Genomic DNA, 23,958 nt, shown 5'->3' on the forward strand with positions numbered 1-23,958 from the left:
ACAAGACGATCCTCTCGCTAGATGCCGCCATGAACAAAGTGGATCGTTTCCTAAAGACGCACAGCCCAAGGATGGGCCGGGGGAAGCGAATCAAGGAAGTGAAGAGCAATCTGACCGATAACGAAAGTGCCAAGAAGGCAGGTTTTTTGCTCCTGCAAAACCTGCATTCCCCACATTCCTGTGGGTCAATGACAAGCAAGGACACGATCCAGGGTTATAACGGCGTCGCCACGGTGGATTAAAAAGCACCAGATCGTCATTGACGCTCAGGCCTTCGGCGAAGGCGTGGAGGTGACTCTAAAACGGTTTTTTCTACAGCCTCGTTAGGCCGCCGCTGCGCGGTTCCGCTGAACTTGGGTGTTAGGCATCAAAAGTAGTCCAATGCCAGAGCATAAGATTCAACGAAAAATAAAGGAGCTTCAATGTTGAGCGATCCCGTCGCAGAATTTGATAGGCAAGTAGATGTGTTATTCCAGCGGATAAGGAATAACGTATTTAAATATGACCTTTCCAAATTTCAGCAACAGACTGCTGAGCTGCGGCCAAGAATTTGCGACCTTGATACTGCTCAGGATGTGAGAGAAGGGAATATCCCTGTAGTTATCGTTTTCAGAATACAGGTTGCTTCCTATGATAATTTATTGTGTCAGCTACATCACAAGGGTCGCGAAGGTTATATTGAGATGACGCCAAAAACCCCTGAGAGTTTTGTGGATATTGACTCACTTGCCGTCTCGGAAGCTGATATCTATGCGCTGTGGGATGTCGATACAGGGGGATCAATGCTTAATATCAGTCCTAGTGACAGTGTCGATATGCTCGAGAGCAAGGGACGAACGCCATTAACAATGTATGAAGGCGTGCAGTGCGTATTGGCAATCCCTGAGATTTTGACTGACAAGCAACGATTCAATGCAATCCAGATGCCTGGTTCACGTATCGGCGGCGATCAGCGAGTGCCCTCCATCTGGATCAGCAAGGGAGCGCCACGCCTGGGTTGGTGCTGGTTTGGTAACATTCATACTTGGTTAGCGACTGCATCATGCAAGTCAAGGGTTCAAGGGGGTTGAACGTTTTGTGGTCATCAGGGCTTTTTTATCGCAGCTATTGGCAAGAGTTGAGCTTTGAACTCGGACGTCAACAGATGCCTAACAACTTGCTGCACACGGATAAATTACTCACTGCGCTCGCAATTGACCGGTGAGCAAGGCGTTATATCAGAGACGCCTAAAAGGCAGCTTTTTGACTGATAGCAGCCAGCTCCCTGACTCCTAATATGAGGTCACAGTTAACCATAGCTATTCCGCCTCCATCACTTCCACGATCTACTCAATCCAGGTTGCAGCGTTGGTCGAGTCGCAGCGTGTGCCAGGTGGCGAGTGCTTGGCGGCCAGCATGCTCGCTAGGTTATGCAGGTGTACTAAACTTTCCATAACGTCGTTGAGTTGGAGTGAGCCCCATGCGGCACCTATACGTGATGCGGCACGCCAAAGCCAAACAGCCTAGCGGCGATATGACTGATCACCAGCGGCCATTGCGAAAGTGGGGGAAGCGTCAGGCGGGGGCTATGGCGCGAGTGCTGCAGGGTTGGCATGCATTGGAAGGCGAGATTTACGTCAGCACGGCGGCGCGCACGCGGGAGACGTTTGATGCAGTGGTGGCGCAATTGCCTAAACGTACGCTGGCTGATCAGGTGCACTTTGAGGAAGCTTTGTACATCTTCGATGGTGATGCACTGTTGGAGTGGCTGAAAGCGCTACCTGATAAGGCCGAGAGGGTGCTGATAATCGGCCATAATCCGGCCCTGTCTGACTTGGCCCGCTGGCTAAATAAGGAGGCACCGTATTCGCTGCCGACCGGTAGCGTGCTGCATTTCACCATGCCTGATACTTCCTGGTCCGCCATGGAGCGGGGCTGTGCCGAGTTGGTGGGGAGCCTTGTACCAGAGGAGGCCAGCTATCCACTTTTCAAACGCTTTGCACCTACGCCACCCGAATATCAAGAAGACATGGCGAGACGTATTGGTGACATGTTGGAGTACCAGTGTCGAATGGTCAGAGCTCTAGAGCCTGGGGTAATCGCGGGCTTTGATGTTGAGTTTCTGCATCAGTATCGGGTTAACCTGCGCCGTAGCCGGGCAGTGGGCGAATCCTTGCTTTCTGTTGCTAAGGTATCTGGCCTGAAAAAGATGCTTAAGCGCCTCAAGCACCTCGGGCAGGCCACCAGCGATCTCCGCGACCTTGATGTGTTTCTGAAATACCAGAGCACGTCTCCGCCACCACTCTCAGCACGTGCCCACCAGGGCTTAAAGCAATGGTTACAGGGTTGTCAGCAGGCGCAGTACCAAGCACTTTGTCAGCAGTTAAGCACACCGGAGTATACCGAGCAGTTGCAGAGCTGGCAGACGTTTATCGCTTCCGATGAATTTAAAGAAGCGCTCTCTACAATCACACCAAAGCGCATCAACAAGGTGCTGGATAAGCGCATCTTCCACCAGAATGAAGATCTGGCCGCACTCTCGTTAGACTCCCCTGACACTGCCTTGCATAAACTTCGCAAGCACGTAAAGCGTATCCGTTATCTGGCGGATCTGAACCCAAATACGCCAATGACTTTTCTATCTACATTGAAGCACCGCCAGAGCCTGCTTGGGGAGTATCAAGATTTGTGCACTCGACAAACCTGGCTTGAAGCCTTTATTGAAAGCCTTGATAGTGACGCAGAGCAGAAGCGAGAGTGCAGCTCTTGGTACGCTTCGTTAGAAGTATCGAAGCAAACGCTACACAAGGAAGTCTTAGGCTTGGCACCCCTGGCAAGCTAAAGTATGCCGTCATACCCTTTAAAAGGGCGCAAAGGGTTCGACAACATACTCTCGCGTCAGAACAGGGATATGACAAGTTTCTATAGCACTTGTGATGAATCTCTACAGGAGGTTTCCTTCCAAATATATGAAGTTAAAGATTACTTATCACAGCAGATAAGTTTCGGTTAAATTCCTCATTAGTAACGACACCCTGATCTAAGTCAAAATTGTCGAAAAAGCTTGGTAATGAAAGAGCACCTACTACTTTTGCTGAAAAATAGGGAGCTGATTCTTGTGCGGAAGCTAACACACTTTGTGCTCCCCCTTGGCCCGGAGAGGTAGATAGCATAAGAACGGGCTTGTTTTGAAATACTTTCATATCTATTCGTGATACCCAGTCAAATAGGTTTTTATAGGCTGAAGTATAAGAGCCGTTGTGCTCTGCGAATGACATTACAACGATATCTGTATCACCGATAGCGTTATAGAAATCATGCGCTAACTCAGGAATGCCGAACTCTTTTTCTCTTTCCACACTGAATATTGGCATTTCAAAGTCGTTAATGTCGATTAACGAGATATCTGAGTCGTTGATTTTCTGTGCAGCATAAAAAGCCAGCTTTTTGTTAATGGAACTTCTACTATTGCTTGTGCCAAATGCAAGTGCTTTCATTTTAATGTCCTCGTGGTTAATCTCATGTTGCATGGTTGGTTAGAGCGGGAATAGGCAAAGGTCTTTTCACCAGTGATGAGCTTGAGGTGGTTTTGATGTACGTCTATTCTGAGACCTCAACTTAAGTTGAGGTCAAGGGGGTGGGAAACAAATTCACTCCTAAATGGATATCGATAGGTACGTGAAGTGAAAGGGCGGGGCTATCAGTATCAGCCTTGCCTTCCTATGAAAGGAAAGGATTGATAAAGAATCAGAGCAACGCACCTAACAATGCGGGTGTTAGGCAGAAGATCGATAGGAGGATGTTTTCTGATGATTGCTTATACGATGGTGGGCACAGAAGACCTAGAAAAGGCTCTGGCGTTCTATGAGCCACTTTTTGCAGAGATGAATTTTGAAGTATGTTGGAAAGATGAGTCGTGTTTTTCATACGGGAAAACTCAAGACCTAAGCTTCCCAAGATTTATTGTTGGGTATCCTTTTGACGGAGGTCCGCCGAGCGTTGGGAATGGTGTCATGACGGCCTTCCAGTTCTGCGATCCGAAAGTTGTTGACCGGCTCTATGAAATCGCTATGAGTTGTGGTGGTAATTCGGAAGGTGAGCCTGGCTATAGGCCTCAGTATGCGGAGGGGTTTTACGCAGCCTATGTTCGTGACCCCGATGGAAACAAGCTGGCATTCGTTGTGTATCCGCAAGAGTAGCAAAGTGTATAACCAAGCCATTACATTCGCTGCTTACGGTCGCAGGGTATTCGTTCCTTGCGTCGTTGATAGTAGGCGTTAATTTGTAGGGTTGGAAAGGCCTGGGGTGGAAAGGTCAGGGGGAAAGGTCAGGGGGAAAGGGTAGAGCATGCGGAAATCAGACAGGCTTTTTCAGTTAACTAATATTCTGCGTAGGCATCAGCCGATTACTGCAAAGCAGTTAGCTGAGAAGTTGATGGTGTCTGAAAGAACCATCTATCGTTATATCGATGATTTGTCGATAGCTGGAATACCTGTTTACGGGGAACCTGGCGTTGGGTACCGCTTGTCAGAGGGATTTGAGCTGCCACCTTTGCAATTGTCGCCGGGTGAATTAGAAGCTCTTATCACGGGAGTAAGCTTAACTGCCTCTTTAACTGGAAAGGAGTTGGCTGGCTCAGCGCATTCATTGCTTTCCAAAATCGAAGCTGCGTTACCGAATGAAGTAAGGTTGATTTCCAGCAAAGATAGAGTGGTCCGGGTGCCAGCAAGCCATCGTGAATCTGAAGTTTATCAGCTGTGGGGTCGCATTCATGCTGCGATAGAGGCAAAGCGCTGGCTGAATATCGGTTATAACTCGCTTTCAGAGGTTGTGACCGCCAGAACCATCTTTCCCTTAGGGCTATTTTATTGGGGAGGAAAATGGACGCTGGGCTGTTGGTGCGAGCTTCGCGGCGACTACAGAGACTTTAGAGTGGACCGTATAACCCGATTAGAGCTAAGTGAGCATGCCGATGATTTGCCTGGGCACGTTTCTTTGGCTGCATACATTGAGCTCAAAAGTAAGCAAGCCTACTGACACAGTGGTGTCAGTAGCAACGCCTTAGAGTTGGTATTCAACCAAGACCTGAGGCACTGAGATGATTAGTAATAACAACCTGGATAGCATTGGTGGTATGGAGTTTGCGACCTTCAAACTTAAAGAAGGCGTGACAGAAGCTAAGCTAGTAGAGCTATCTACTCAATTAGAGGCAGAGTTTCTGAGCCAACAAGAGGAGCTGGCTCTCCATTTTCTGGTCCGTGGCGCAGATGGCGTCTATGCCAATGTGGCTATCGCCAGTTCGCAAGAAAAAGCGGAGGAGTACTGCCAGCAATGGCTAAGTAATAGAGTTGCACTAGAATATTTAGAACTTCTTGAGCAAGAAACGGTGAACATGACGTTCTGGACCAGAATTAGCTAAAAGCCCAACAATAGGCGGTAGAAGTGGCTAGAAATTGGTTTTTTTACAGCCTAGTGGTTGTTCGCCCTCCAGATCGGATATGGCACATAAATGAAACTTCAACTTCCGGCCACCGCACTCTCTCCCTATGTCAGCCATTACTGGTTATCACGTAATAATAGGGATACTGAGCATCTTGTTCTTCCGGATGGCTGTGTTGACGTCGTATACGGTGTGGGCGGTGTCACGTTTGGTCTGGCTTATGGCGTTGCAACGCGCAAATCCTTCTGTGCGATGACTCCTGACTTTCACTATCTCGGTATTTGCTTTCGGCCGGGGCAGAGCCGCCATTTTTTGAAGTTCGCACAGAACCACCTCACTGATAGCAGCCTGTCAATCACTGGGCTGGCTGGGTTAAGTCCTGAGTCCTTCGCTGATGAGATTGCATCTGGTGAAGCCTTCCAGCGCCTGGATAAGGCACTGCTTGATTGGGTGGCACGCCAACCGATGGAGTCAAGTGCGGTAGACGTTGCACTTGCCACCATCGACAGGTGCATCGGCTACGTCAGTATCGAAAACGTGGCATCGCAAGTGGGTGTGAGTCGGCGCCAGTTAGAAAGATACTTCCTGAGAGACGTAGGAATCTCCCCCAAGAACTATGCCCGCATACGGCGCTGGCAGTATACGTTTGGCTTATTGCGCTCTAGGAGGAGCATGGCGCTCGCTGATATTGCGCAGGTCGCCGGCTATGCTGATCAGAGTCATATGAGCCGGGACTTCCGGTATTTTTTTGGACAGTCCCCAGGCTCTGTTGCAGTTGACGCATTTGTTCAAGAGCAAGTGGCATCTTCCTATTATGCTGCCCTTGAAAGACTTCACAGGCATACGACTTCACAGGCATACATAGGAGATTTGATATGAAGCGCTTCGAGAATAAGAACGTTGTCGTGATTGGTGGAACACACGGGATGGGCTTGGCAACCGTGAAGGCACTAATTGATGGCGGGGCGCACGTTTGCCTTACAGGCAACAACCAAGAGAATGTCGATCGCGCCAAGGCCGATCTTGGGGCAGGTGTGGCAGTCATCCGTTCGGATGCATCCAGCTTGTCTGATATAGATACCTTAAGAGAAACGGTCAGCGATGTGTTTGGTACTATTGATGCCTTGCTCGTATTCGCAGCTGTTGCCGAATTTGAGCCTTTCGAGTGTGTGAGTGAGGCAAGTTTTGATCGGCAGTTTGCACTGAACACCAAAGGCGCTTTCTTTGTTGCACAACAGCTTGCTCCTCTCATAAAAGATGGCGGTTCAATAACCTTTACAACGGTTACGCCAGCGACTGGTTCTCCACAAATGTCAGTCTACATGGGGACCAAAGCAGCGGTACGGGCTTTTACTCAAGCTTTCGCAGCAGCGTTACTCGCGCGCAGAATCAGGGTAAACGCATTAGCACCTGGCTTTATTGATACACCGTCGCTAGGCCTCGCTAGCCTCACTCCGGAGGCTCGGCAAGCGGTTTATGATATCGGCAACCAAGTAACACCGATGAAACGCCATGGAACTGTCGCAGAGATTGCCAGTGGAGCACTCTTCTTGGCATTCGACGCGACATTTTCCACAGGGATTGAATTGCCTCTCGACGGGGGATTGTCGACGGTAGAGTGTCCCTAGATTCAGTGCTTTGAATCTAGGGGGTATATCCTCCCCTGCAGAGCATCCGGCCGGCACTGCCATATGGTGTTGGCTGGAGGCTGGTCGTTACAAACACACGTCAAGCATCCGGCGCTGAGTAATCTACTAGCGCCTACAAATCCAATATATTGGCACCTGTCTAGCGTGTGTTCACTGCCGAGAAAAGAGAGCGAGGTGGAATACCGCAAGATACACGGCTAACTTCTAGTGACGGTACGAATACTTATCTGCTAGCGTTAAGGCTAAGCAGAGTTGGTAAATGTTAGTGAGTTTTGCCACTGCTGAAAAAGCATGCAAGCACGGACGCTTATGGAAGCGCAGTGGTAACGGGGTGTGAGGTGGGCATTCGCGGATCTCGGTGCATAGCTTTCTCTGGCGGAACGGTAAGGCCTAGTTTCAAGTGTTCGGTACCAGTCCCTAAATACAGAGGTGCTTTTTTATGATCAGAACGATAATGGTTGAACTATCTACCATCGAAGCAGCGGCTTATCGCCAGAAACTGCGTAATGGCAATTCTGGAATCGTGATCATGCGTTATGACACCGACCAGCCCGGCATCGCAACAGTCAACCGCAAGTCAGGTGAGCCTGACCCTTCGCACAATACCAATCTAGAACAGTTCCCCCTTGAAGCCTTTAAAGAGGTCATGGAACTAACGTACGGCATGCCTTATTCGCGGCGCGGAAAAGTTAAGCTTAGTGGCGAAAGAGAGGACGCCAGCGCCCAGGAAGAGACAGCCGAGGAGTTGGCAACTATCGATAGTGCTGAGTATGAAGCGATCGTCAACGCTTATACCAACCGTAAAGGCGAGCTTTCATACGAACTGTTGAACAAGGACTTTATTCAGTTTGCCAAATCGAGCACGGTTATCTCAGACATGGTGGCCAACCATGCCTCAGAGAAGGAGATCCGCAACCACGTGGTCAAAGTAAAACTCGAAAGTCTCACCGGGAATCGCGAGTTGACCGTTGCGCAAACCCAGCGAATTATCGAGATGCTTGATGAAGTCAGCCCAAGGCACGTTTTCAAGGAACTGAATGACGAAATCAGGAAAATGCTCAGTCGTCGCTAGAGCAGCCAACCAATTGAAACTGGGCGCTATGCTCTGACATGAATGAACTCGAAATCAGCATATTAACCCCGAAAGATTGGGAACGTTATAAATGCGTGAGGTTAGAGTCTCTCAACGACTCCCCTGACTCATTTGGCTCAACTTTCGGGGAGGAAGCGGCGTTGTCGGATTCTGAATGGCAATCACGCTTGGATCTTAAATCGCGGGGGCTGGATGCGTTGCCATTAATCGCAGAGATAAATGGTCAGGCAGTTGGCCTTGCTTGGGGGGTGATACATGCACCAGATAGGGAAGTCGTCCACATCTATCAAATGTGGGTGTCACCCGCATCGAGAGGCAAAGGTATAGCACAGGCTCTTCTGAGTGAAATTAAAGCGTGGGCGTTAGGCAGCGGGTGTAATCTTTTGGCCCTTGCCGTCACCACAAGCAATGCAGCGGCAGTTCGCTTGTATCGGTCGTCTGGGTTCATAACTACAGGCCAGCCTACACCGCTACGAAGTGATTCACTTCTTATGCTGCAACCCATGGTGATGACGTTGCACAGTGGCGAATAAAGCACTTCTCTCAACACTTTTTTAGACGAGAAAGTGTGCTCGAAACCGGTCTCTTATCGCTGTTAAATACTGTCTGGGCGAAAGTTGTGTTATCCCCTGGTTTTACTTTTGATAATTTAACAAAACTATGTTCGTCAGCGCACAGTGAGTATGTGTTTTAAGGTCCATCCTGAGGTTAAGCGAGACAAGGGAAGTGTCTAAATAAGGATGTTGCGCTATGCGCTGCCAGGAAGGCAGCGCCACTAAGATCCCTTTCATTCGGTGTCACAAGGCGTGCGGCATAGTTCGCTGCCACCGGTTAGGCACTTAAGATAACGCTGAGTACACCACGCGACCCTAGATCACCACTGCGCTGGTTGGTGCAACCTGTTGCTTAACTTTCTTCACGATATACGCCCCAATGGGTATGGCGGAGGTAGCCGCAGGCGATGGTGCGTTGCACACATTAACCGTGCGTGGGGTATTGACGAACAGGAAGTCGTCGACCAGTTTGCCATCGTTGGATACCGCCTGGGCGCGCACGCCGGCGGGGTAGGGCTCAAGGTCAGCGAGTGTTAAGCTCGGGCAGTACTTACGTACCTGCTGAAGATAGCCTTTTTTGTAGAGTGAGTTCTTAAACTCAGTCAGCCCTGGGCGCAGGTTGTCTTTAAGCACCTGGCGGATACCACGGTGGCGTAACATGGCGAGGGTATCTGATAGCGACACGTCGGTTTTCCGGTAGCCTTCACGCTTCCAGGCCAGTACCGCATTGGGGCCGACCGTCACGCTGCCGTCGATCATGCGCGTCAGGTGCACACCAAGAAACGGCATCGAAGGGTCAGGAATTGGGTAGATCAGATGGTTGACGATGTGATTGTGCTGCGCGGGTAGACGGAAGTACTCGCCACGGAACGGGCAAATAGTGAAGTCCGGTTCGATCCCCAGCATGCGCACGACTCGGTCTGCCATTAGCCCTGAGCAGGAGATCATAAAGCGGGTAGAAAAATCTCCCTGGCTGGTGGACACCACCACTTCATTAGTACGCTCGCTTAAGCCGATTACTGATGTAGCATAGCGGATCTTGCCGCCAGCAGCTTCGAACTCGCGCCCCATGGCGGCAGCCACTTCAGCATAGTTAACGATACCGCTTGAGGGAACAAAGATGCCACCTACACCTGTGATATTAGGCTCGCGCTCTTGCAACTCCTCCGCCGTTAGCCAATCGCGCTCCAAGCCATTGGCCTCGGTGCGTTCCCATAGTGCCTGCATGCGTTGAAGCTCAAGGTCGTTGGTGGCAACTAGTAGTTTTCCACACTCGTCGTAGGCAATGCTATGTTCGTCACAAAACGCCTTGGTGGCGAGGTTGCCCTCTAGACAGAAGCGCGCTTTTAAGCTGCCTGGCGTGTAGTAAACCCCTGCGTGAATCACGCCACTGTTGTGGCCTGTTTGATGGCGGGCAGGGCCATCCTCTTTCTCGACCAGCAGCATCTTTTTATCAGGGTAAGCCCGAATAAGCTGCATGGCAGTCGACAGCCCAAGAATGCCGCCTCCGATAATAATGTAGTCGTACATAGGCGTCTCGGTAGTCAAGGGTAAAGGCCACCGTTATGGCGGTGGCCGACTTCTTTTGGGTGGCTGTTATACTGGTTTTGGGTGATGGCTATACTTGGCGTGGTTGGCGCAGTGTCTTGGCATGAGTGAAGTAACCACGTTGGCGCATCAACTCACGACGCAGGTCGGGGTGTGGCGTGAAGCGATCACGCCCATGCAGCCAAAAGTGATTGTTAATGAGCAGGAAGCTGCCGGTAGATACCGGAACCGATAGCTGATGCTTACTGCCTTCCAGCGAATCAGAAAGATTGGCTAGCCAGTTACCTTCCTCGAAGTTCTTCGGCTGCACGAACTGGTCGATGTAAGACATGATCGGGCGACCCTCGGTATCCACATCGAACACGGGGTGGTAGATGTCGCGATCAACATTCTTGCTCGGCGGCGCGGTCCAGCGCATGTCACGACGCGCCAGTGGGTGAGGGTAGAACGTGTCTAGCCCTTCCCAGTCATCAAGGTGCAGCAGTAGCGAGTTGCCACCTTGCATGTTTTGCTCGTCGACTTTCATCATCAACACGTAGTCGGTGTCCTGCTCCACGAACGTACCGTCGTTATGCAGCTCCATCACGCGGTGCGGCTGACGTAGGTAGCTGTCTGAGTTATCGACGTTCTTCACTACAAAACGCGCATAGTACTGGCCGCTCATGGCGTCGTAATTGGAGCGCCCCATCAGGTGAGCCACCGCCGTGGCGAATATCACCATGTTGTCTGCCTGATCAACCTGATCCAACCCCTCAGGCGTGACCAAAAACGCCCCCGTATCCCGATCCACCATGGTATCGATCAACACCGGCTGTAAGGTGTTCTTGCATAGGTCGTCAAGAATCTTGGCCACCAGGAAACGTAGGAAAGACTTATATTCCAGTGCTTGAACCGGCCATTCCGACACGGCGTCAAGAAACGCTTGCACTGTCTCCTTTGGGAAGCTCAGTTGCAGTAAACGGTCCGACTGCGGCGAGCGGCCAAGGGTGAAACCATGATGCTGCTGTGCGGGGATAGTGGCTGGAGCGTTCATTGGACACCTCTCTGAAGCAAAAGAATTTAAAAAGAACCTGCGTCAAAATATCTACATTTTTTAATTTCGTCAAAGTTTTATATTAATTTTATTAAAAATAAATATTAAAGATATTTTTATGGTAATGCTTATTGTATTTAAATTATTGATATTTAAAGTAAATGTTGGAATTTTGTTTGCAAGTAACGCTTAGGTGGGAGAGTTGTTGCTATCAAAGTCTTAGGCGTGGCAGCATTTGAGGTGTCTAGCCCTGATGCTTACAACCTCTAAGGTGCTGCCCATGTCTATCGAAATTTGGTTTGCTTTTGCCCTTGCATCCGTGGCCTTGCTCGCTATTCCTGGGCCGACGATTTTGACGGTTGTCAGCTACTCCATCGCCCAAGGCCGGCGGGCTAATATTCCACTTGTCGCAGCGGTTGCTCTAGGCGATTCAACAGCGCTGGTCTTTTCATTGCTGGGTTTGGGGGCTGTTTTGGCAGCCTCCGCTTTTTGGTTCACCGTTATCAAGTGGATCGGCGGTTTATACCTGCTCTATATAGGCATAAAGCTGTTACGCGCTGGTATTTCATCGGTTCAGCCGGTAACGCCGGCCGTATCAGGTTCGCGCTGGAAGCTGTTCACCAATACCTATCTGGTAACGGCACTCAACCCAAAGGGCATCATCTTTTTCGTCGCCTTTTTGCCGCAATTTGTTAGCCCTGGCGCTAATGCGGGGCAGCAGTTGTGGATTTTGGCAGTCACCTTTGTGGCGTTAGCGACACTCAATGCCACGCTTTACGCGGTGTTTGCCTCATCAGTGCGCAAGATGCTTGCCTCACGCCGCGCCCAGCGCCGTTTCAATATTGTCGGCGGAACATTGCTTTCTTCAGCAGGCGTGTGGGCACTGCTGGCCAAACGACCTGCATAATAAGCGGCCTGTGTAATAGGCGGTTGGTGATTTTAGACTGTCAGGAAACCGACGGAATTAACCATGATCAGGGATGCCGTTTTCACAATAAGTGGCGGCATCATGCTCCTGTCCATGGTGAAACCAGAGCTAGGCGACTAATTTTCTAATGACGGCAGCAATCATTATCTGCTAGCTTTTAGGCTAATTATATTTTGATAATTGCAGGTTGTTGAATAAACGTAAGCGGAGTCGGTTACTGCGATCAGACACCCTTGCTGGAAGTCCGTTTTCCAAAGCAGACGTTCTCTGAAACCCTAATTTTCGGGAGCTTTTAGCTGACACTGCGCGTTTTTCTGGTGACGGTTGTAATATGAGTGCGCATATTTCTGGGAAAGTATTCTGTAAGTTTTGGTAAAACAATAGTTTATGAAAAGGCGTTGTATGCTTATGTGCCATTTTAAAAAAATGATCATAAAGTTAGCGCGCATGCGCATTTTTCTAACGAGCCTTACGAGAAAAAATAGTATTCAACCCTTTTCTATCAGTAATTTAGGTACCTGTTGGCAAGGTACGGCTTTCCAGAAAAACGCGCATGCGCATGAATAAAACTGTTATACCCTAGGAGTAAAATGGACATTCAGAGTATCGCTCTAGGATTTTTAAGCGGAGTTCTTTTGGCTCTGATTGGAGGCTTGATTAATCATAAAATCAAGACAAAGTCAGAAGAACAGAAGGCAATCGAAAAAGCAGAATATGAGCTTTTCCTAAAGCTAAATGACTTATATCAATGGTACTTCTGGCTTGCTACTAATGAACTTCATAAAAAAGAAACAGATGATGAAATTATCACAACTATTCATAAAATAGCTGTCGATATAGGGCAAGAACTTCATAAAAACGAAGATAGTGAATTCACCGAGCAACTGCTTCGTATCCTCTATGACGAAAGTTATGAAACCTATACTCAGCGCTGGAAAGAGATGAGTTCACTCTCAGAAGTAATGGGCAAAAAAGTTACGCCAAAACATCATAAATATTTAAAGCAGTTAAATGACTCAAATTTAACGTATATGGCAAAATCAGGTTTCACACCTAAAGCGCCAGGAACATCTCGTTTCCGGCTACGGGTATAACAAGAAATTCCAGGTGACGCCTACGGCGCACCTGAATTTGGCGTTAGGGTGCTGCAATATCCTCAGGTGAGGAGGGTTTCGGCTGCGAGGTAAGTGGTCCCGAAGTGATATCAGGCCTGATTGCGAGGTTTGGCGCGGATGCTGAAATCCTCGCCTGCGTCGGCTATTAGTGGAGAAAAAGGCGATATGAATGCGGCTCCCGCAACCGATGCAATCGGCACGCCCAGCGCTCTGTAGTTCTTCGGTTAGCATGCTGCGGATGACGCGGTCCGCGTCAACTTGCTGGTCGAGCCCGTCCGCGATCGTGTACTGTTACATATCGACCTAGACCGGAGAACACCATGCCTTCCCCCCTCGTGACCACCGACTGGCTGCAGGAGAATCTGGATAACGAACATTTGGTACTTATCGACGCTAGCATGGCCAATGTCGTTGGCAAGGAGCCGATCATTTATGACCGTCCGATGTTGATCCCGGGAAGTTTCCGAATAGACCTCGAAGGAACGCTTTGCGATACCGGAGCTTCCCAAGCCCACGCCTTCCCGACGGAAGAGCAGTTCACGGTGGAGATCCGTAGATTGGGCATCGAGCCCGAGAGCCTCGTGGTGTTGTACGACGATCAGGGTATCTACTCGTCGCCACGCGCCTGGTGGATTCTGCGGGCTATGGGCCTCAAACAGGTGTTTGTTCTGGATGGCGGCCTGCCGCAGTGGTTGGCCGAAGGTCGGGACACCGTTTCTGCTTCGGTGTCAGATGCGGCCAAGCATGGCAGCGTGGTTGGCAAGCTCGACGACACCCTGGTTCGAGATTCTGCCTACGTTTTCCAGCACATGGAGGACGAGCAAGTAACGGTCATCGATGCGCGATCACAGGCTCGTTTCCTGGCGCTAGCGCCAGAACCCAGGCCTGGTGTGCGCGGTGGCCACATCCCCAATTCCCTCAACCTGCCGTTTACAGAGGTGCTGGAGGGCTATCGGTTCAAGCCAGCCAGCCAGCTGGCGTCAACGTTTGCCCACCTCGCTCCCTCCCTTCAGCCCAGCAACGGACACCAACTGGTGTTTTCCTGTGGCTCCGGCATCACCGCCTGCATCATCTTATTGGCGGCCGAGCTGGCCGGGTATACTCAGTTATCACTGTACGACGGTTCGTGGGCCGATTGGGGCGGCAGTGAGTCGTTGCCGGTAGCATAGCGGATATCATCTCGCTACGAGATGAACTGGCAGTTCCTAACAACCGCAGGCACGGCGACGGCTTTTCTAATGCGGCTTCGCCTCCATTCCAAAGCCGCGCATGCTGCGGGCGTTACATAAGCCTACGCTGAATGCCCGCTTCTGGCCGCTTTCAGACCTTCGATCCATCTGGCGAAGTTCATGATGTGCGTGAAGCTGAAAACGTTACGTTTCTAAGCTAGGTGGGCATGACGTTTTACCACCTTCTGGGGCTGAATCAGTCGGCTCTTGTTTTAAAGCTGTTTAGATTGCTAAGGGGGGCAGTGTGGTCGAATCATTACGCGAGTTGTTAACCGAGTTAGAGCAATTTGGCCAAGAAAACGATGCTGCCATTGCTGATCGTCCGCGTCGTATGTTGAATATAGCTCGTGGTACGGGGGAGTTAGTTAACAAGATATAACAAGTCGCAGCAGTTCGCGTCCGGTGGCTGCCCTCTCCTTGGCTTCTTCGTCGCCACTCCATAGGGCGAAACCCCGGAACATGATAAGGACTAGGCCCAGAGCGGGGCGGGTAGCAGGCAGTCTTCGTAAGAATCCTAGCTACGTTGTTGCGTCCGATACTCAGTAGGACTGACACCTGTCTCTGCGCGAAAACGGTTGCTGAAATGACTGCTGGAGCCAAAACCGCAGCGTAGTGCGATCTCGGTCATATTAAGTAATGTCTCCGTCAGCAAGTATTGCGCCCGGATAAGACGACGGTGCAGCACATAGCGATGTGGTGGGTAACCAGTGGCTTGTTTGAACATGCGGGCGAAATGGTAGTCACTTAAGCCAGTGATACCCGCCATGCATGCCAGCGTAAGGGGTTGGTTCAGGTGATGCTCAATGAACTCCACCACTCGTTTTAATTGCCACGCAGGTAGTCCACCGGTTGGGCGCAGAGTTGGCAGTCGGCGCTGGCTATAGTGGCGTAGGGTGTGTATCAATGCCATTTGGGTGGCGGAATCCAGCGCTAATTGATCCAGCGGGTCTTGCCAGTTGCTCTGACCAAGGGTGGTGCAAAACAGCTGAGTGAGCAGCGCATCCTGGGCGAAGTCGATTTCGTCCAGTTGCACGCTTCGGCCATCTTTATCCCATACCTGTTCGATCAACTGACTCAGGTGAGTGTCGCTGAAATAGAAATGCAGTAGTGAGATAGGCCCATGCACGTCCCAACTGGTGATTAGGTTGGCGGGCATTAAACACACGCTATTGCTGGTCTCGCTGGCAATGGTTTGTGATCCCTGCCTGCGTAGGGAGTTCTCCGCGCCGTTCAGATAAACGCTCAGAGTGTGGTGGTTTGAGTGAATTTTCTCAATACGGTCTTCTTGGTTACTCCAACGGGCCAGCGCCATGCCATTTTTTAGCTGGGTGCTATTCACTAGACGCGCCTGCGTCTGTTTCATCCTGGGATAGTGGCTCAAAGTGTCGGTGAACATGGGCGGCTCCTGGGAACTGCGTTAACAGTACTCAGACTCAGCACGAAACTCAATTCAGCGAACCATTCAACCGCAAGAATAGACAAACTGGCGCAAACGCAGGCAAGTCAGCCAGCCGGGGTGAGCCGATACTATGGCCGACACTAACCACTCTGGGAATGACAAGCTATGAATAGCCTTCTGTATATCTCAACAGTTCTTATCTGGGGCTCGACCTGGCTGGCTATCGCTTGGCAAGTGGGCGAGGTGGCGGTGCCGGTCTCGGTATTCTATCGTTTTCTCATCGCCGCGCTGGTGCTGTTGGCCGGGCTTACATTGTTGCGCCGACGCCAGGCTCTGCATGCCAGGGATCATCTTTTCTGCCTGTTGCAGGGGGGCTGTGTCTTTGGTTTGAATTTCTACTGCTTCTATACCGCTGCGGGTTATCTGCCCAGCGGCCTAATTGCCATCCTGTTTTCTATGTCGATACTGTTTAATGCGGCCAATGGCTACCTGTTCTTTCGCACACCGGTTCCTCGGGTATTTTACCTGGCTTTGGCCCTTGGTCTGCCGGGCATGGCGCTGATTTTCTGGCAGGATCTGGTCACAGTTGAGGCTACGTGGGAACTGCTGGGCGCCATTGGCTTGGCGTTGTTGGGTACCTACGGGTTTTCGCTGGGTAACATGGTGTCGGTCAGGCACCAGCGATGCGGTCTGCAAATCAACACCACCAACGCCTTTGCCATGCTGTATGGAGGGATGTTGATGGGGTTGATTGCCTGGGCTCAGGGAGCCAGTTTCAGCCTGCCAGCGGAACCGAGATATCTAGGTGCCCTGGTTTATTTGGCGGTAATAGGATCGGTGGGAGGCTTTGGTGCCTACTTTATGCTGGTCGGCCGTATTGGTGCCGGTAAGGCGGCTTATGCGACGGTATTGTTTCCTTTGGTTGCGCTGGCGCTGTCAACGGTGTTCGAGGGTTACCAGTGGCATGCGGATGCACTTATAGGGTTAGCAATGATTGTGAGTGGCAACCTGCTGATGTTTAATGCCCATCGTTTGGTTTGGCGGTGGTTGGAGGCGCCGAGCCATACATGAGCGATGAGTCGATCAGGCCACCGCCATGCTCGAAGAATGCCTTAACTACTTCGGTACGCGCATCGAGCAGTTCAGGGTCGTTGCCAACAGTATGAACAGCAGGTGGGCGAGAAAGCTGATCTAGGCATTGGGTTTTGGGGCGGGCAATGATATGACATCGCTCCAGTGCTGGGCCGTTAATGGCTCGGATTCACACCATCTGCAAAGGCTGCTTGCGCGTTGGCGGAGGATAGGCGGCATCGATCTGGGCCAGGTCATCGTCGTCGAGTCTGACGTTATCAGCATCAAAGTTCTGCTTTAGGTGATCCAGATTCACAGCCTTAGGAATTGCAATCACACCGGGGTGGCGCAGTGCCCAGGCGAGGGCGACTTGCGCGGTGGTGGCGCTGTGTTTGTCGGCGATGCGTTGCAGGGCGGCATCATGCAGTAGCGCGCCGCCTTGCCCGATCGGGCAGTAGGCCATGAGCGGCATGTTTTGTTGTGCTTGCCATGGCAGCAGGTCGTGTTCAATCCCCCTTGCTTCGGGGTTGTAGAGCACCTGGTTGGTGGCGCAAGCTGGCGCGTCGAGCTCAGCTAAGTCGTCAATGTCGAAGTTCGATACACCCCAGCGTAGAACCTTGCCCTGCTCGCGCAGCCGCTCAAAAGCTTCCACTGTTTCGCTCAGCGGGTATTGGCCGCGCCAGTGCAGCAGGTATAGATCAATAGTGTCGGTGCCCAACCGCCGCAGGCTGCGCTCGCAGGCGGCTTGAACACCTTTGGTGCTGGCGTTGTGCGGGTAGACCTTGCTGACCAGATACACCTTGTCGCGCCGGTCACGGATCGCTTGGCCAACGATCTCTTCAGCACCGCCCTCGGCATACATCTCTGCGGTATCGATCAGCGTCATGCCCAGATCCAGGCCTTCACGCAGCGCCCTGATCTCAGCCTGCCGTTGCCCTGCATTCTCGCCCATATGCCAGGTGCCCTGGCCGATACGGGGTACGCTTTCTCCGCCTAGCTCTATTGTCTGCATATCGCTATCTCCTACTGTATCTCTGTGGTACTGCTCTGACTATCCGCCGCCATCGTAGTTCATGAACCAAAACAAGCACCTTGAGCAATCGAAAGCCTCCACCATGTGAAAAGCTCATCGGTGATCATGCAGGCGCTTATTTACGTCAGATTAATATCCAGCATAGCTTGGTCTAGCAAGTGCTTGAAGAAGAGCGGGTGGTTAAGGTTCTTCGGCTCTGGAGTCACTACGAATAGTGCATAAACTGCCGCTGTTAGTAGGCAATTTGTCGTTAACAGGTGATCATCAGCGGTGATTGCTCCACTTGGAAAGTGATACTATAGTGCCACTATTAGTCTGGCTCAGAGTGTGCCCATGAAAGTTGAACTTGTTACAAACCTTAAGCGCCAAGCCACAAAAATCTTGGCAGACCTGCATCTTTCGAAAGAGCCGGTACTGATCACTGAACATGGCAAGCCATCCGCATACCTTGTCGATGTGCAAGATTACGAGTTTATGCAGCGCCGACTAGAGCTGCTTGAGGGGCTTTCGCGGGGAGAGCGCGCTGTACTTGAGGGAAGAACGTACAGCCAAAGTGAGGCCAGGGAGAAGATGAGTAAATGGCTGAAGTAATTTGGACAGAGCCTGCCCTTCAAGAACTGGATGCCATCGCTGAGTACATTGCTCTGGATAATCCTGTTGCCGCAAGTCATCTGGTCAAAGACGTTTTTGATAAGACCGAGCATTTGGAAAATTTCCCCCGATCCGGACGGGTTCCTCCTGAGCTCCCCCATTCGGTATACAGGGAGATAGTGGTTCCACCATGTCGCATTTTTTATCGTGAGGATGAGAAACAGGTTCTGGTCCTTTATGTTATGCGAGAGGAGCGGCAGCTTCGTGCGTACATGCTTGGGAACAGCTAACCAGGGGCGTTACTAGAATACCGTTGTCTTCGCTGCGTCAACGTCACTGATGAGCTTTCGATCAATCTGGTGAAGTTCATTATGTGCGTTAAGCTGAAAACGTTAAGTTTCTAAGTTAGGTGGGCATGACGTTTTACCACCTTCTGAGGCTGAATCAGTCGGCTCTTATTTTAACGCTGTTTAGATTGCTAAGGGGGGTAAGTGTGGTCGAATCATTACGCGAGTTGCTAACTGAGTTAGAGCAATTTGGCCAGGAAAACGATGCGGCTATTTCTGATCGCCTACGGCGTATGCTGAATATTACCCGTGATACGGGGGAGTTTCTTTCAGTACTGACTCAAGCCACGAATGCCAAACGGGTGCTGGAAATTGGCACCTCGAATGGCTATTCCACGTTGTGGTTTGCCCAGGCAGCACAGAAGATTGCCGGGCACGTCACGACAGTAGAGCTTTCCGAACACAAGTTCGATATGGCGGCCAAGAATTTTGAGCGCTCGGGTCTCTCTGACTACATTACCCCGCTGCAATGTGACGCTGGCGAGCTACTGGAAAGCGTGGATGATTCTTCATTCGACTTGCTCTTTCTCGACTCTAACCGCTCGGAGTATTTGCAGTGGTGGCCAAATATCAAACGAGTTCTGCGAGAGGGGGGGCTTCTTGTGGTGGATAACGCTACTTCCCATGCAGACGAAATGGCGGCTTTTATAGAACTGGTATCGGCAGACTCTGGTTTCACCACGTGTACCGTACCAGTTGGCAAGGGGGAATTTCTGGCAACGCGCTGTGGTGGTTAAAGGCAGCCCTTATCACGGCTTGGCTAAGCCTAGATGATCATGAGAGAACACTATGTTTCCTGTATCAATAAAAGGTGTTTTGGTCTTACCGTCTGACGAGGTAGTGCTGGCGCTCAATGATCGCAATGAGTGGGAACTGCCCGGTGGGCGTATTGAGATTGGAGAGAGTTCTACCGATTGCCTGGTTAGGGAGTTTAAGGAAGAACTGGGTATCGAGGTTGAGGCAGTCAACCTTGTCGATACTTACCTATTTGAGGTGATACCGGATAAATATGTGTTCATCGTCACTTATAGCTGTCGCTTGATTGGGCAATTTACTCCTGTAGTGAGTCACGAGCATCACAAGATTGAAACGTTCCCAATCGATGATTTACCGAATAATTTGCCCATAGGCTATGCGAAGTCTATTCAAAAATCGTTTTCTATGAACTTAAGTTGTTGATGCTTAAATGGAGTTGGCAATGATCAGAGAGGCTGTAGGAGGTGATTCGCTAGCAATTGCAGAGATCTATAACCACTACATTGAAAATACCGCTACTTCCTTTGAAGAAAAGCCAGTATCGGGTACCGACATCCAGGGCAGGATAGAAAGTGTGCAGGGAGTAGGCTTACCCTGGATAGTCGCAGTGGAAGACGGTGCTGTGGTGGGCTATGCCTACGCTACCAAATGGAAGGAAAGGAGTGCCTATCGATTTGCAGTTGAAGTCAGCGTCTATCTATCCAACCACATACAAGGCCGAGGCTTGGGCACAACGTTGTACGAAACCATTTTCTCTAAGCTCAAAGAAGCCGGGATTCAAACGGTGATTGGCGGCATAACACTTCCAAACCCAGCAAGTGTTGCACTGCACGAAAAAATGGGTATGAAAAAAGTGGCCCATTTTGAAAAGGTAGGATTTAAGTTCGATCACTGGCATGACGTTGGCTACTGGCAGCTAAACTGGAATATCTGGACGTAACTCATACGCGCTATCCCACCTTGCTGCGCATCGATTGAAACGATATCCCCACTCATTAGATGGGGATGTCGACAATGGTATCTAGCACTGCGACATACAGATCCCGCGTTGAGGCTAACGCGCCCCCATGAACCCTACGCCTTTCCTTGGTCAGCCTGAAACGAGCGGGTAGCCGCCGGGCATGACACAGATGCACAGCGTGCATTGGTTCGTCATTCAATATTGTCGATTTTTAACTAGCCATTTTCTGATCGACTTGTTGCTCAACTTTACACGATATATGATTCGTATATGATATATATGCATTTCGTTTATTTTGTAGGGGGCGCTATGGGTATCGTGAAAATTAATGACCAGCTACACGAAGACATTCGCAAGGCTAGCTCGGTGATGGTGCGCTCTATCAATGCACAGGCGGAGTACTGGATAAAAGTAGGCATGCTAGCTGAGGCGAATCCGAGCATGACTTTCTCTGAGATTATGCGTGAGCAAATGAAACAAGCCGATGTCGATTTAAGGAAGGTGATCGGTGGATAACGTAGTGCTCAAAAGTGCGGAGGAGTTGGCCTTAATGCGTGAAGCCGGGCGGCTGCTCGCAATGGTTTTCAGTTATCTTGATAAGCAAATTGGGCCCGGCGTATCCACTATGGATATTAATAATTGGGTCGAGCGTTATATTGTGGATGATTTGCAGGCTCGCCCAGCCAGCAAAGGGCAATATGGTTATCAGTATGTGCTCAATGCATCAGTCAATCATGTGGTATGTCATGGCATGCCATCTGAACAGCAAACGCTTAAATCAGGCGATATCGTTAATGTTGATATTACCTTAGAGAAAAACGGCTTTATTGCCGATTCTAGCAAGATGTACCTAATCGGAGAGGTAAAGCCCTATGCAAAGCGGCTGGTAGACAAAACCTACGAGGCGTTGTGGCAGGGAATACAAGCGGTTAAGCCAGGAGCGACGTTAGGTGATGTTGGTTATGTGATTCAGCAATATGCCGAAAAGCACGGCTACTCTGTTGTCCGTGAGTATTGTGGCCATGGGATTGGCCGGGAAATGCATGAAGAGCCGGAAGTGTTGCACTACGGTAAGCCGGGGAAAGGGTTGGTATTGAAAGAGGGCATGGTGTTCACCATCGAACCCATGGTCAACCAGGGCAAGGCCAAAATTAAAACGAAAAAAGATGGCTGGACCGTTGTCACAAGTGATAAGAAATTGTCTGCACAATGGGAACATACGGTAGCAGTGACTGCGAGCGGCGTAGAAGTTCTTACACTTCGCGATGATGAGCGTATGCAACCTGAATTTAACTAAGTAACCTCTGAATTAACTATTGCGTTGATTACTTCAGGCGGCTTGTCTGTTCATAAGTCGTGGCATTTTTTTGCTTATATCTCTAGTGGTTTCCAATCCAGCTGGCGAAGTTTGTTATGTGGGTTAAGCTGAAATCGTTAAGTTTCTAAATTAGGTGGAGATGAGGTTTTACGAGCTACCATCTTTCGAGGCCGACCTATCGGCTCGGATTGGCCGCCTGGCGCAGGCTGTTTTTGTACAACGCTTTGCCGTCGCATGCGACCAACATCTTCATAGAGCCAAGCGAAAAGGAACCTACGATGGCGACAAAACCTAAAGGTAATGGCGGCGGGAAATCTACGGGGCGTGAGTCACTCAACTCTGTGTCGTGCGGGGCCGAACAGCTGTTATTAGCGGCATTGGAACGGGGTAGCCACTGCCTTGAGACAGGTCGTTTTCTCATCAGTTACCGAGACGGGATGTTAGAGGAGGGTATCAAAACACTCAAAGACCGAAAATTTCGCGTTGCCGATGCCCGTGACTTTGCAGATCAAGCAGTTAGCTTGGAAGATACCGGTGATGCTGAAGTAATGGTGTTTCCTGAGATCGGCGTCGCGCTTGTGGGCGGCGATGCCCTACAGCAGCATGGGATGAGCGTGAATGATGCTGTTTTAACGGAAGGCCCGATAGAAATTATCGAGCCTGAATATTTTGCCTTCTCGGAAAACTCGGAGTATCTGCGCGGCTTTTTGCGGGCAGCGAGCACCATTGCCCATGATCTTGGTGTTGATCGTGGTATGGGGGAAGCCGAAGAAAATCTTGATGATGAAGTGCTCGGGGCGACCTGGGGATTAGCCAAATGCAGGGTTCCGCAAAGTAGCTGGAGTGGCGCTGGTATTAAGGTCGCCGTGCTAGATACGGGAATGGATTGTGGGCACCCAGACTTTGCCGACAGGCCATTCGACAGCCGCTCATTCGTAGGGCAGCCGGTTCAAGATATCAATGGGCACGGAACTCATTGTATTGGCACAGCTTGTGGGCCCAGAGCTTCCTCAGGTAGCACCCCAGGTTATGGTGTCGCTTTCGATGCGCGGGTTTTCGTAGGCAAGGTGCTGACTAACTCAGGCAGCAGCACAGGCGCAGGGGTGCTAGCAGGAATGAATTGGGCGATTGCCAATCGGTGCGAGGTTATCTCGATGTCGCTTGGGAGCCAGAGCCCAGCGCAGGCAGCCTACACCCATGCGGGCGCGGCGGCTCTTCGTAACGAATGCCTTATTATCGCCGCCGCTGGTAATGCTTCGATGAAAACGGGAGCGCCTGCCAATTCGCCAACGATTATGTCTGTTGCGTCGCTGGACCCGAACTTAAAGCCATCAAGCTTTTCGAACTTTGGTAAGGTCGAAATTGCGGCACCGGGGCGTGATGTGTTTTCGTCCTGGCCTCGGCCGGTTAACTTTAAAACGATTAGCGGTACCAGTATGGCAACACCACACGTTGCTGGCTGCGCGGCGCTTTGGGCCCAGTCCGACTCCTCACTGCGCGGAATGAATCTCTGGCGGCGACTGCTGGCTTCAGCACGGCAATTGCCATTTCCCGACGCCCGCGTAGGGGCTGGGTTGGTGCAAGCGCCCTAAGCTGAGCTGATTATCCTTGGGTAGCGGCGATACGTGGCACTGCTCAAGGTATTAATGTTGGGGATAGGATCGATGCAGAAAATAGAGCTCTGGATAGTGACGATTTCAAGCGATCAATCGATCAAGGAAATAGCCACACGCCTTAGTGCAGAAGGTTTAACCATTAGGGATGTACTTGAGGAAATTGGCTGTATTACGGGGGCAGCAGATACTGCCACAGCGGATCGGCTAAAGAACATTGAAGGCGTGGTGGATATTGCGCCGGATATGCAGATTGAAGTGGGGCCGCCAGGCTCCGAAGAGACTTGGTAGGCCTGCTCGC

At 50.7% G+C, this 23,958-nt stretch carries 29 protein-coding genes and 1 pseudogene; 25 read left to right on the forward strand and 5 right to left on the reverse strand.

Annotated elements, in window-relative coordinates:
- Positions 1-29 precede the first annotated feature (29 nt).
- The 3 genes from CPA45_RS01055 (at position 30) to CPA45_RS01065 (ending at position 2,821) form a co-directional block, all read left to right on the forward strand.
- The gene (locus CPA45_RS01055) at positions 30-242 is read left to right on the forward strand and encodes a hypothetical protein (RefSeq protein WP_096649519.1); all 213 of its coding nucleotides are present in this window, start codon (positions 30-32) and stop codon (positions 240-242) included.
- 180 nt (positions 243-422) lie between these two features.
- On the forward strand, positions 423-1,070 hold the full coding sequence (locus tag CPA45_RS01060) for a DUF5701 family protein (RefSeq protein WP_096649521.1): 648 nt from the start codon (positions 423-425) through the stop codon (positions 1,068-1,070).
- A gap of 389 nt (positions 1,071-1,459) precedes the next feature.
- Positions 1,460-2,821: a CHAD domain-containing protein gene (locus CPA45_RS01065; protein WP_096649523.1), complete on the forward strand. Its 1,362-nt coding sequence runs from the start codon at positions 1,460-1,462 to the stop codon at positions 2,819-2,821.
- Positions 2,822-2,954: 133 nt separating this feature from the next.
- Here CPA45_RS01065 and CPA45_RS01070 read toward each other — a convergent pair whose 3' ends face one another.
- A complete protein-coding gene (locus CPA45_RS01070; protein WP_096650198.1) occupies positions 2,955-3,476 on the reverse strand; it encodes an NADPH-dependent FMN reductase in 522 nt (173 codons plus the stop codon).
- Between the two features lie 312 nt (positions 3,477-3,788).
- Here CPA45_RS01070 and CPA45_RS01075 point away from each other — a divergent pair, with 312 nt between their 5' ends.
- The 7 genes from CPA45_RS01075 (at position 3,789) to CPA45_RS01105 (ending at position 8,694) form a co-directional block, all read left to right on the forward strand.
- Positions 3,789-4,178, forward strand: a complete 390-nt coding sequence (locus tag CPA45_RS01075; RefSeq protein ID WP_096649525.1) for a VOC family protein — start codon at positions 3,789-3,791, stop codon at positions 4,176-4,178.
- 148 nt (positions 4,179-4,326) lie between these two features.
- Entirely contained in the window at positions 4,327-5,016 is a 690-nt protein-coding gene (locus tag CPA45_RS01080) for a helix-turn-helix transcriptional regulator (RefSeq protein ID WP_096649527.1), read from the forward strand.
- A gap of 61 nt (positions 5,017-5,077) precedes the next feature.
- Positions 5,078-5,398 (forward strand): hypothetical protein, encoded by a 321-nt coding sequence (locus CPA45_RS01085; RefSeq protein ID WP_096649529.1) that lies wholly within the window; start codon positions 5,078-5,080, stop codon positions 5,396-5,398.
- Between the two features lie 90 nt (positions 5,399-5,488).
- Positions 5,489-6,298, forward strand: coding sequence for a helix-turn-helix transcriptional regulator (locus CPA45_RS01090; protein ID WP_096649531.1), 810 nt, complete (start codon positions 5,489-5,491; stop codon positions 6,296-6,298).
- Positions 6,295-7,047 carry an SDR family oxidoreductase gene (locus CPA45_RS01095; RefSeq protein ID WP_096649533.1) on the forward strand — a complete coding sequence of 251 codons (753 nt, stop codon included), beginning with the start codon at positions 6,295-6,297 and terminating at the stop codon, positions 7,045-7,047. Before CPA45_RS01090 ends, CPA45_RS01095 begins: the two co-directional genes overlap by 4 nt.
- A 460-nt stretch (positions 7,048-7,507) precedes the next feature.
- Entirely contained in the window at positions 7,508-8,140 is a 633-nt protein-coding gene (locus CPA45_RS01100; RefSeq protein ID WP_096649535.1) for a hypothetical protein, read from the forward strand.
- A gap of 38 nt (positions 8,141-8,178) precedes the next feature.
- A complete protein-coding gene (locus CPA45_RS01105; RefSeq protein ID WP_096649537.1) occupies positions 8,179-8,694 on the forward strand; it encodes a GNAT family N-acetyltransferase in 516 nt (171 codons plus the stop codon).
- Positions 8,695-9,030: 336 nt separating this feature from the next.
- Here CPA45_RS01105 and lhgO read toward each other — a convergent pair whose 3' ends face one another.
- Both lhgO and glaH read right to left on the reverse strand, forming a co-directional pair.
- The gene (gene lhgO, locus CPA45_RS01110; protein WP_096649539.1) at positions 9,031-10,245 is read right to left on the reverse strand and encodes an L-2-hydroxyglutarate oxidase; all 1,215 of its coding nucleotides are present in this window, start codon (positions 10,243-10,245) and stop codon (positions 9,031-9,033) included.
- An 88-nt stretch (positions 10,246-10,333) separates the two neighbouring features.
- Positions 10,334-11,296: a glutarate dioxygenase GlaH gene (gene glaH / locus CPA45_RS01115; RefSeq protein WP_096649541.1), complete on the reverse strand. Its 963-nt coding sequence runs from the start codon at positions 11,294-11,296 to the stop codon at positions 10,334-10,336.
- A 280-nt stretch (positions 11,297-11,576) separates the two neighbouring features.
- On the opposite strand from glaH, the gene CPA45_RS01120 reads away from it, so the two are divergent.
- The 4 genes from CPA45_RS01120 to CPA45_RS23125 all read left to right on the forward strand — a co-directional run bounded on the left by CPA45_RS01120 (position 11,577) and on the right by CPA45_RS23125 (position 14,947).
- Positions 11,577-12,203 carry a LysE family translocator gene (locus tag CPA45_RS01120; RefSeq protein WP_096649543.1) on the forward strand — a complete coding sequence of 209 codons (627 nt, stop codon included), beginning with the start codon at positions 11,577-11,579 and terminating at the stop codon, positions 12,201-12,203.
- A gap of 611 nt (positions 12,204-12,814) precedes the next feature.
- Positions 12,815-13,318, forward strand: a complete 504-nt coding sequence (locus CPA45_RS01125) for a hypothetical protein (protein WP_096649545.1) — start codon at positions 12,815-12,817, stop codon at positions 13,316-13,318.
- A gap of 341 nt (positions 13,319-13,659) precedes the next feature.
- Positions 13,660-14,508, forward strand: coding sequence for a sulfurtransferase (locus CPA45_RS01130; RefSeq protein WP_096649547.1), 849 nt, complete (start codon positions 13,660-13,662; stop codon positions 14,506-14,508).
- A 304-nt stretch (positions 14,509-14,812) separates the two neighbouring features.
- Positions 14,813-14,947, forward strand: coding sequence for a hypothetical protein (locus CPA45_RS23125; protein ID WP_279628784.1), 135 nt, complete (start codon positions 14,813-14,815; stop codon positions 14,945-14,947).
- Positions 14,948-15,082: 135 nt separating this feature from the next.
- Here CPA45_RS23125 and CPA45_RS01140 read toward each other — a convergent pair whose 3' ends face one another.
- Positions 15,083-15,964 carry a helix-turn-helix domain-containing protein gene (locus CPA45_RS01140; RefSeq protein ID WP_096649549.1) on the reverse strand — a complete coding sequence of 294 codons (882 nt, stop codon included), beginning with the start codon at positions 15,962-15,964 and terminating at the stop codon, positions 15,083-15,085.
- A 168-nt stretch (positions 15,965-16,132) separates the two neighbouring features.
- Between CPA45_RS01140 and CPA45_RS01145 the strand changes: the two genes are divergently transcribed.
- Entirely contained in the window at positions 16,133-17,038 is a 906-nt protein-coding gene (locus tag CPA45_RS01145; protein WP_096649551.1) for a DMT family transporter, read from the forward strand.
- Between the two features lie 190 nt (positions 17,039-17,228).
- Here CPA45_RS01145 and CPA45_RS01155 read toward each other — a convergent pair whose 3' ends face one another.
- Positions 17,229-18,050 (reverse strand): aldo/keto reductase, encoded by an 822-nt coding sequence (locus CPA45_RS01155; RefSeq protein ID WP_096649553.1) that lies wholly within the window; start codon positions 18,048-18,050, stop codon positions 17,229-17,231.
- An 89-nt stretch (positions 18,051-18,139) separates the two neighbouring features.
- Here CPA45_RS01155 and CPA45_RS01160 point away from each other — a divergent pair.
- From CPA45_RS01160 to CPA45_RS01205, 10 genes and pseudogenes are all read left to right on the forward strand, one after another.
- A pseudogene (locus CPA45_RS01160) lies at positions 18,140-18,226 on the forward strand (Txe/YoeB family addiction module toxin); the annotation flags it as partial.
- A 178-nt stretch (positions 18,227-18,404) separates the two neighbouring features.
- Positions 18,405-18,662, forward strand: coding sequence for a type II toxin-antitoxin system Phd/YefM family antitoxin (locus CPA45_RS01165; protein WP_095603088.1), 258 nt, complete (start codon positions 18,405-18,407; stop codon positions 18,660-18,662).
- Positions 18,650-18,952: a type II toxin-antitoxin system RelE/ParE family toxin gene (locus CPA45_RS01170; protein ID WP_096649555.1), complete on the forward strand. Its 303-nt coding sequence runs from the start codon at positions 18,650-18,652 to the stop codon at positions 18,950-18,952. The genes CPA45_RS01165 and CPA45_RS01170 overlap by 13 nt, the downstream gene beginning before the upstream one ends.
- A gap of 203 nt (positions 18,953-19,155) precedes the next feature.
- Entirely contained in the window at positions 19,156-19,746 is a 591-nt protein-coding gene (locus tag CPA45_RS01175; protein ID WP_096649557.1) for an O-methyltransferase, read from the forward strand.
- A gap of 52 nt (positions 19,747-19,798) precedes the next feature.
- The gene (locus CPA45_RS01180) at positions 19,799-20,188 is read left to right on the forward strand and encodes an NUDIX hydrolase (RefSeq protein WP_096649559.1); all 390 of its coding nucleotides are present in this window, start codon (positions 19,799-19,801) and stop codon (positions 20,186-20,188) included.
- A gap of 19 nt (positions 20,189-20,207) precedes the next feature.
- Positions 20,208-20,705, forward strand: coding sequence for an arsinothricin resistance N-acetyltransferase ArsN1 family B (locus CPA45_RS01185; protein ID WP_096649561.1), 498 nt, complete (start codon positions 20,208-20,210; stop codon positions 20,703-20,705).
- Positions 20,706-21,035: 330 nt separating this feature from the next.
- Positions 21,036-21,242, forward strand: a complete 207-nt coding sequence (locus tag CPA45_RS01190; protein WP_096650199.1) for a ParD-like family protein — start codon at positions 21,036-21,038, stop codon at positions 21,240-21,242.
- Positions 21,235-22,023: a type I methionyl aminopeptidase gene (map, locus tag CPA45_RS01195; RefSeq protein WP_096649563.1), complete on the forward strand. Its 789-nt coding sequence runs from the start codon at positions 21,235-21,237 to the stop codon at positions 22,021-22,023. The genes CPA45_RS01190 and map overlap by 8 nt, the downstream gene beginning before the upstream one ends.
- Before the next feature lie 299 nt (positions 22,024-22,322).
- Positions 22,323-23,636, forward strand: a complete 1,314-nt coding sequence (locus CPA45_RS01200) for a S8 family serine peptidase (protein ID WP_096649565.1) — start codon at positions 22,323-22,325, stop codon at positions 23,634-23,636.
- A 72-nt stretch (positions 23,637-23,708) separates the two neighbouring features.
- Positions 23,709-23,948 (forward strand): hypothetical protein, encoded by a 240-nt coding sequence (locus CPA45_RS01205; RefSeq protein WP_096649567.1) that lies wholly within the window; start codon positions 23,709-23,711, stop codon positions 23,946-23,948.
- Positions 23,949-23,958: the final 10 nt, after the last annotated feature.

The organism is Vreelandella nigrificans (assembly GCF_002374315.1).
GTDB lineage: Bacteria > Pseudomonadota > Gammaproteobacteria > Pseudomonadales > Halomonadaceae > Vreelandella > Vreelandella nigrificans.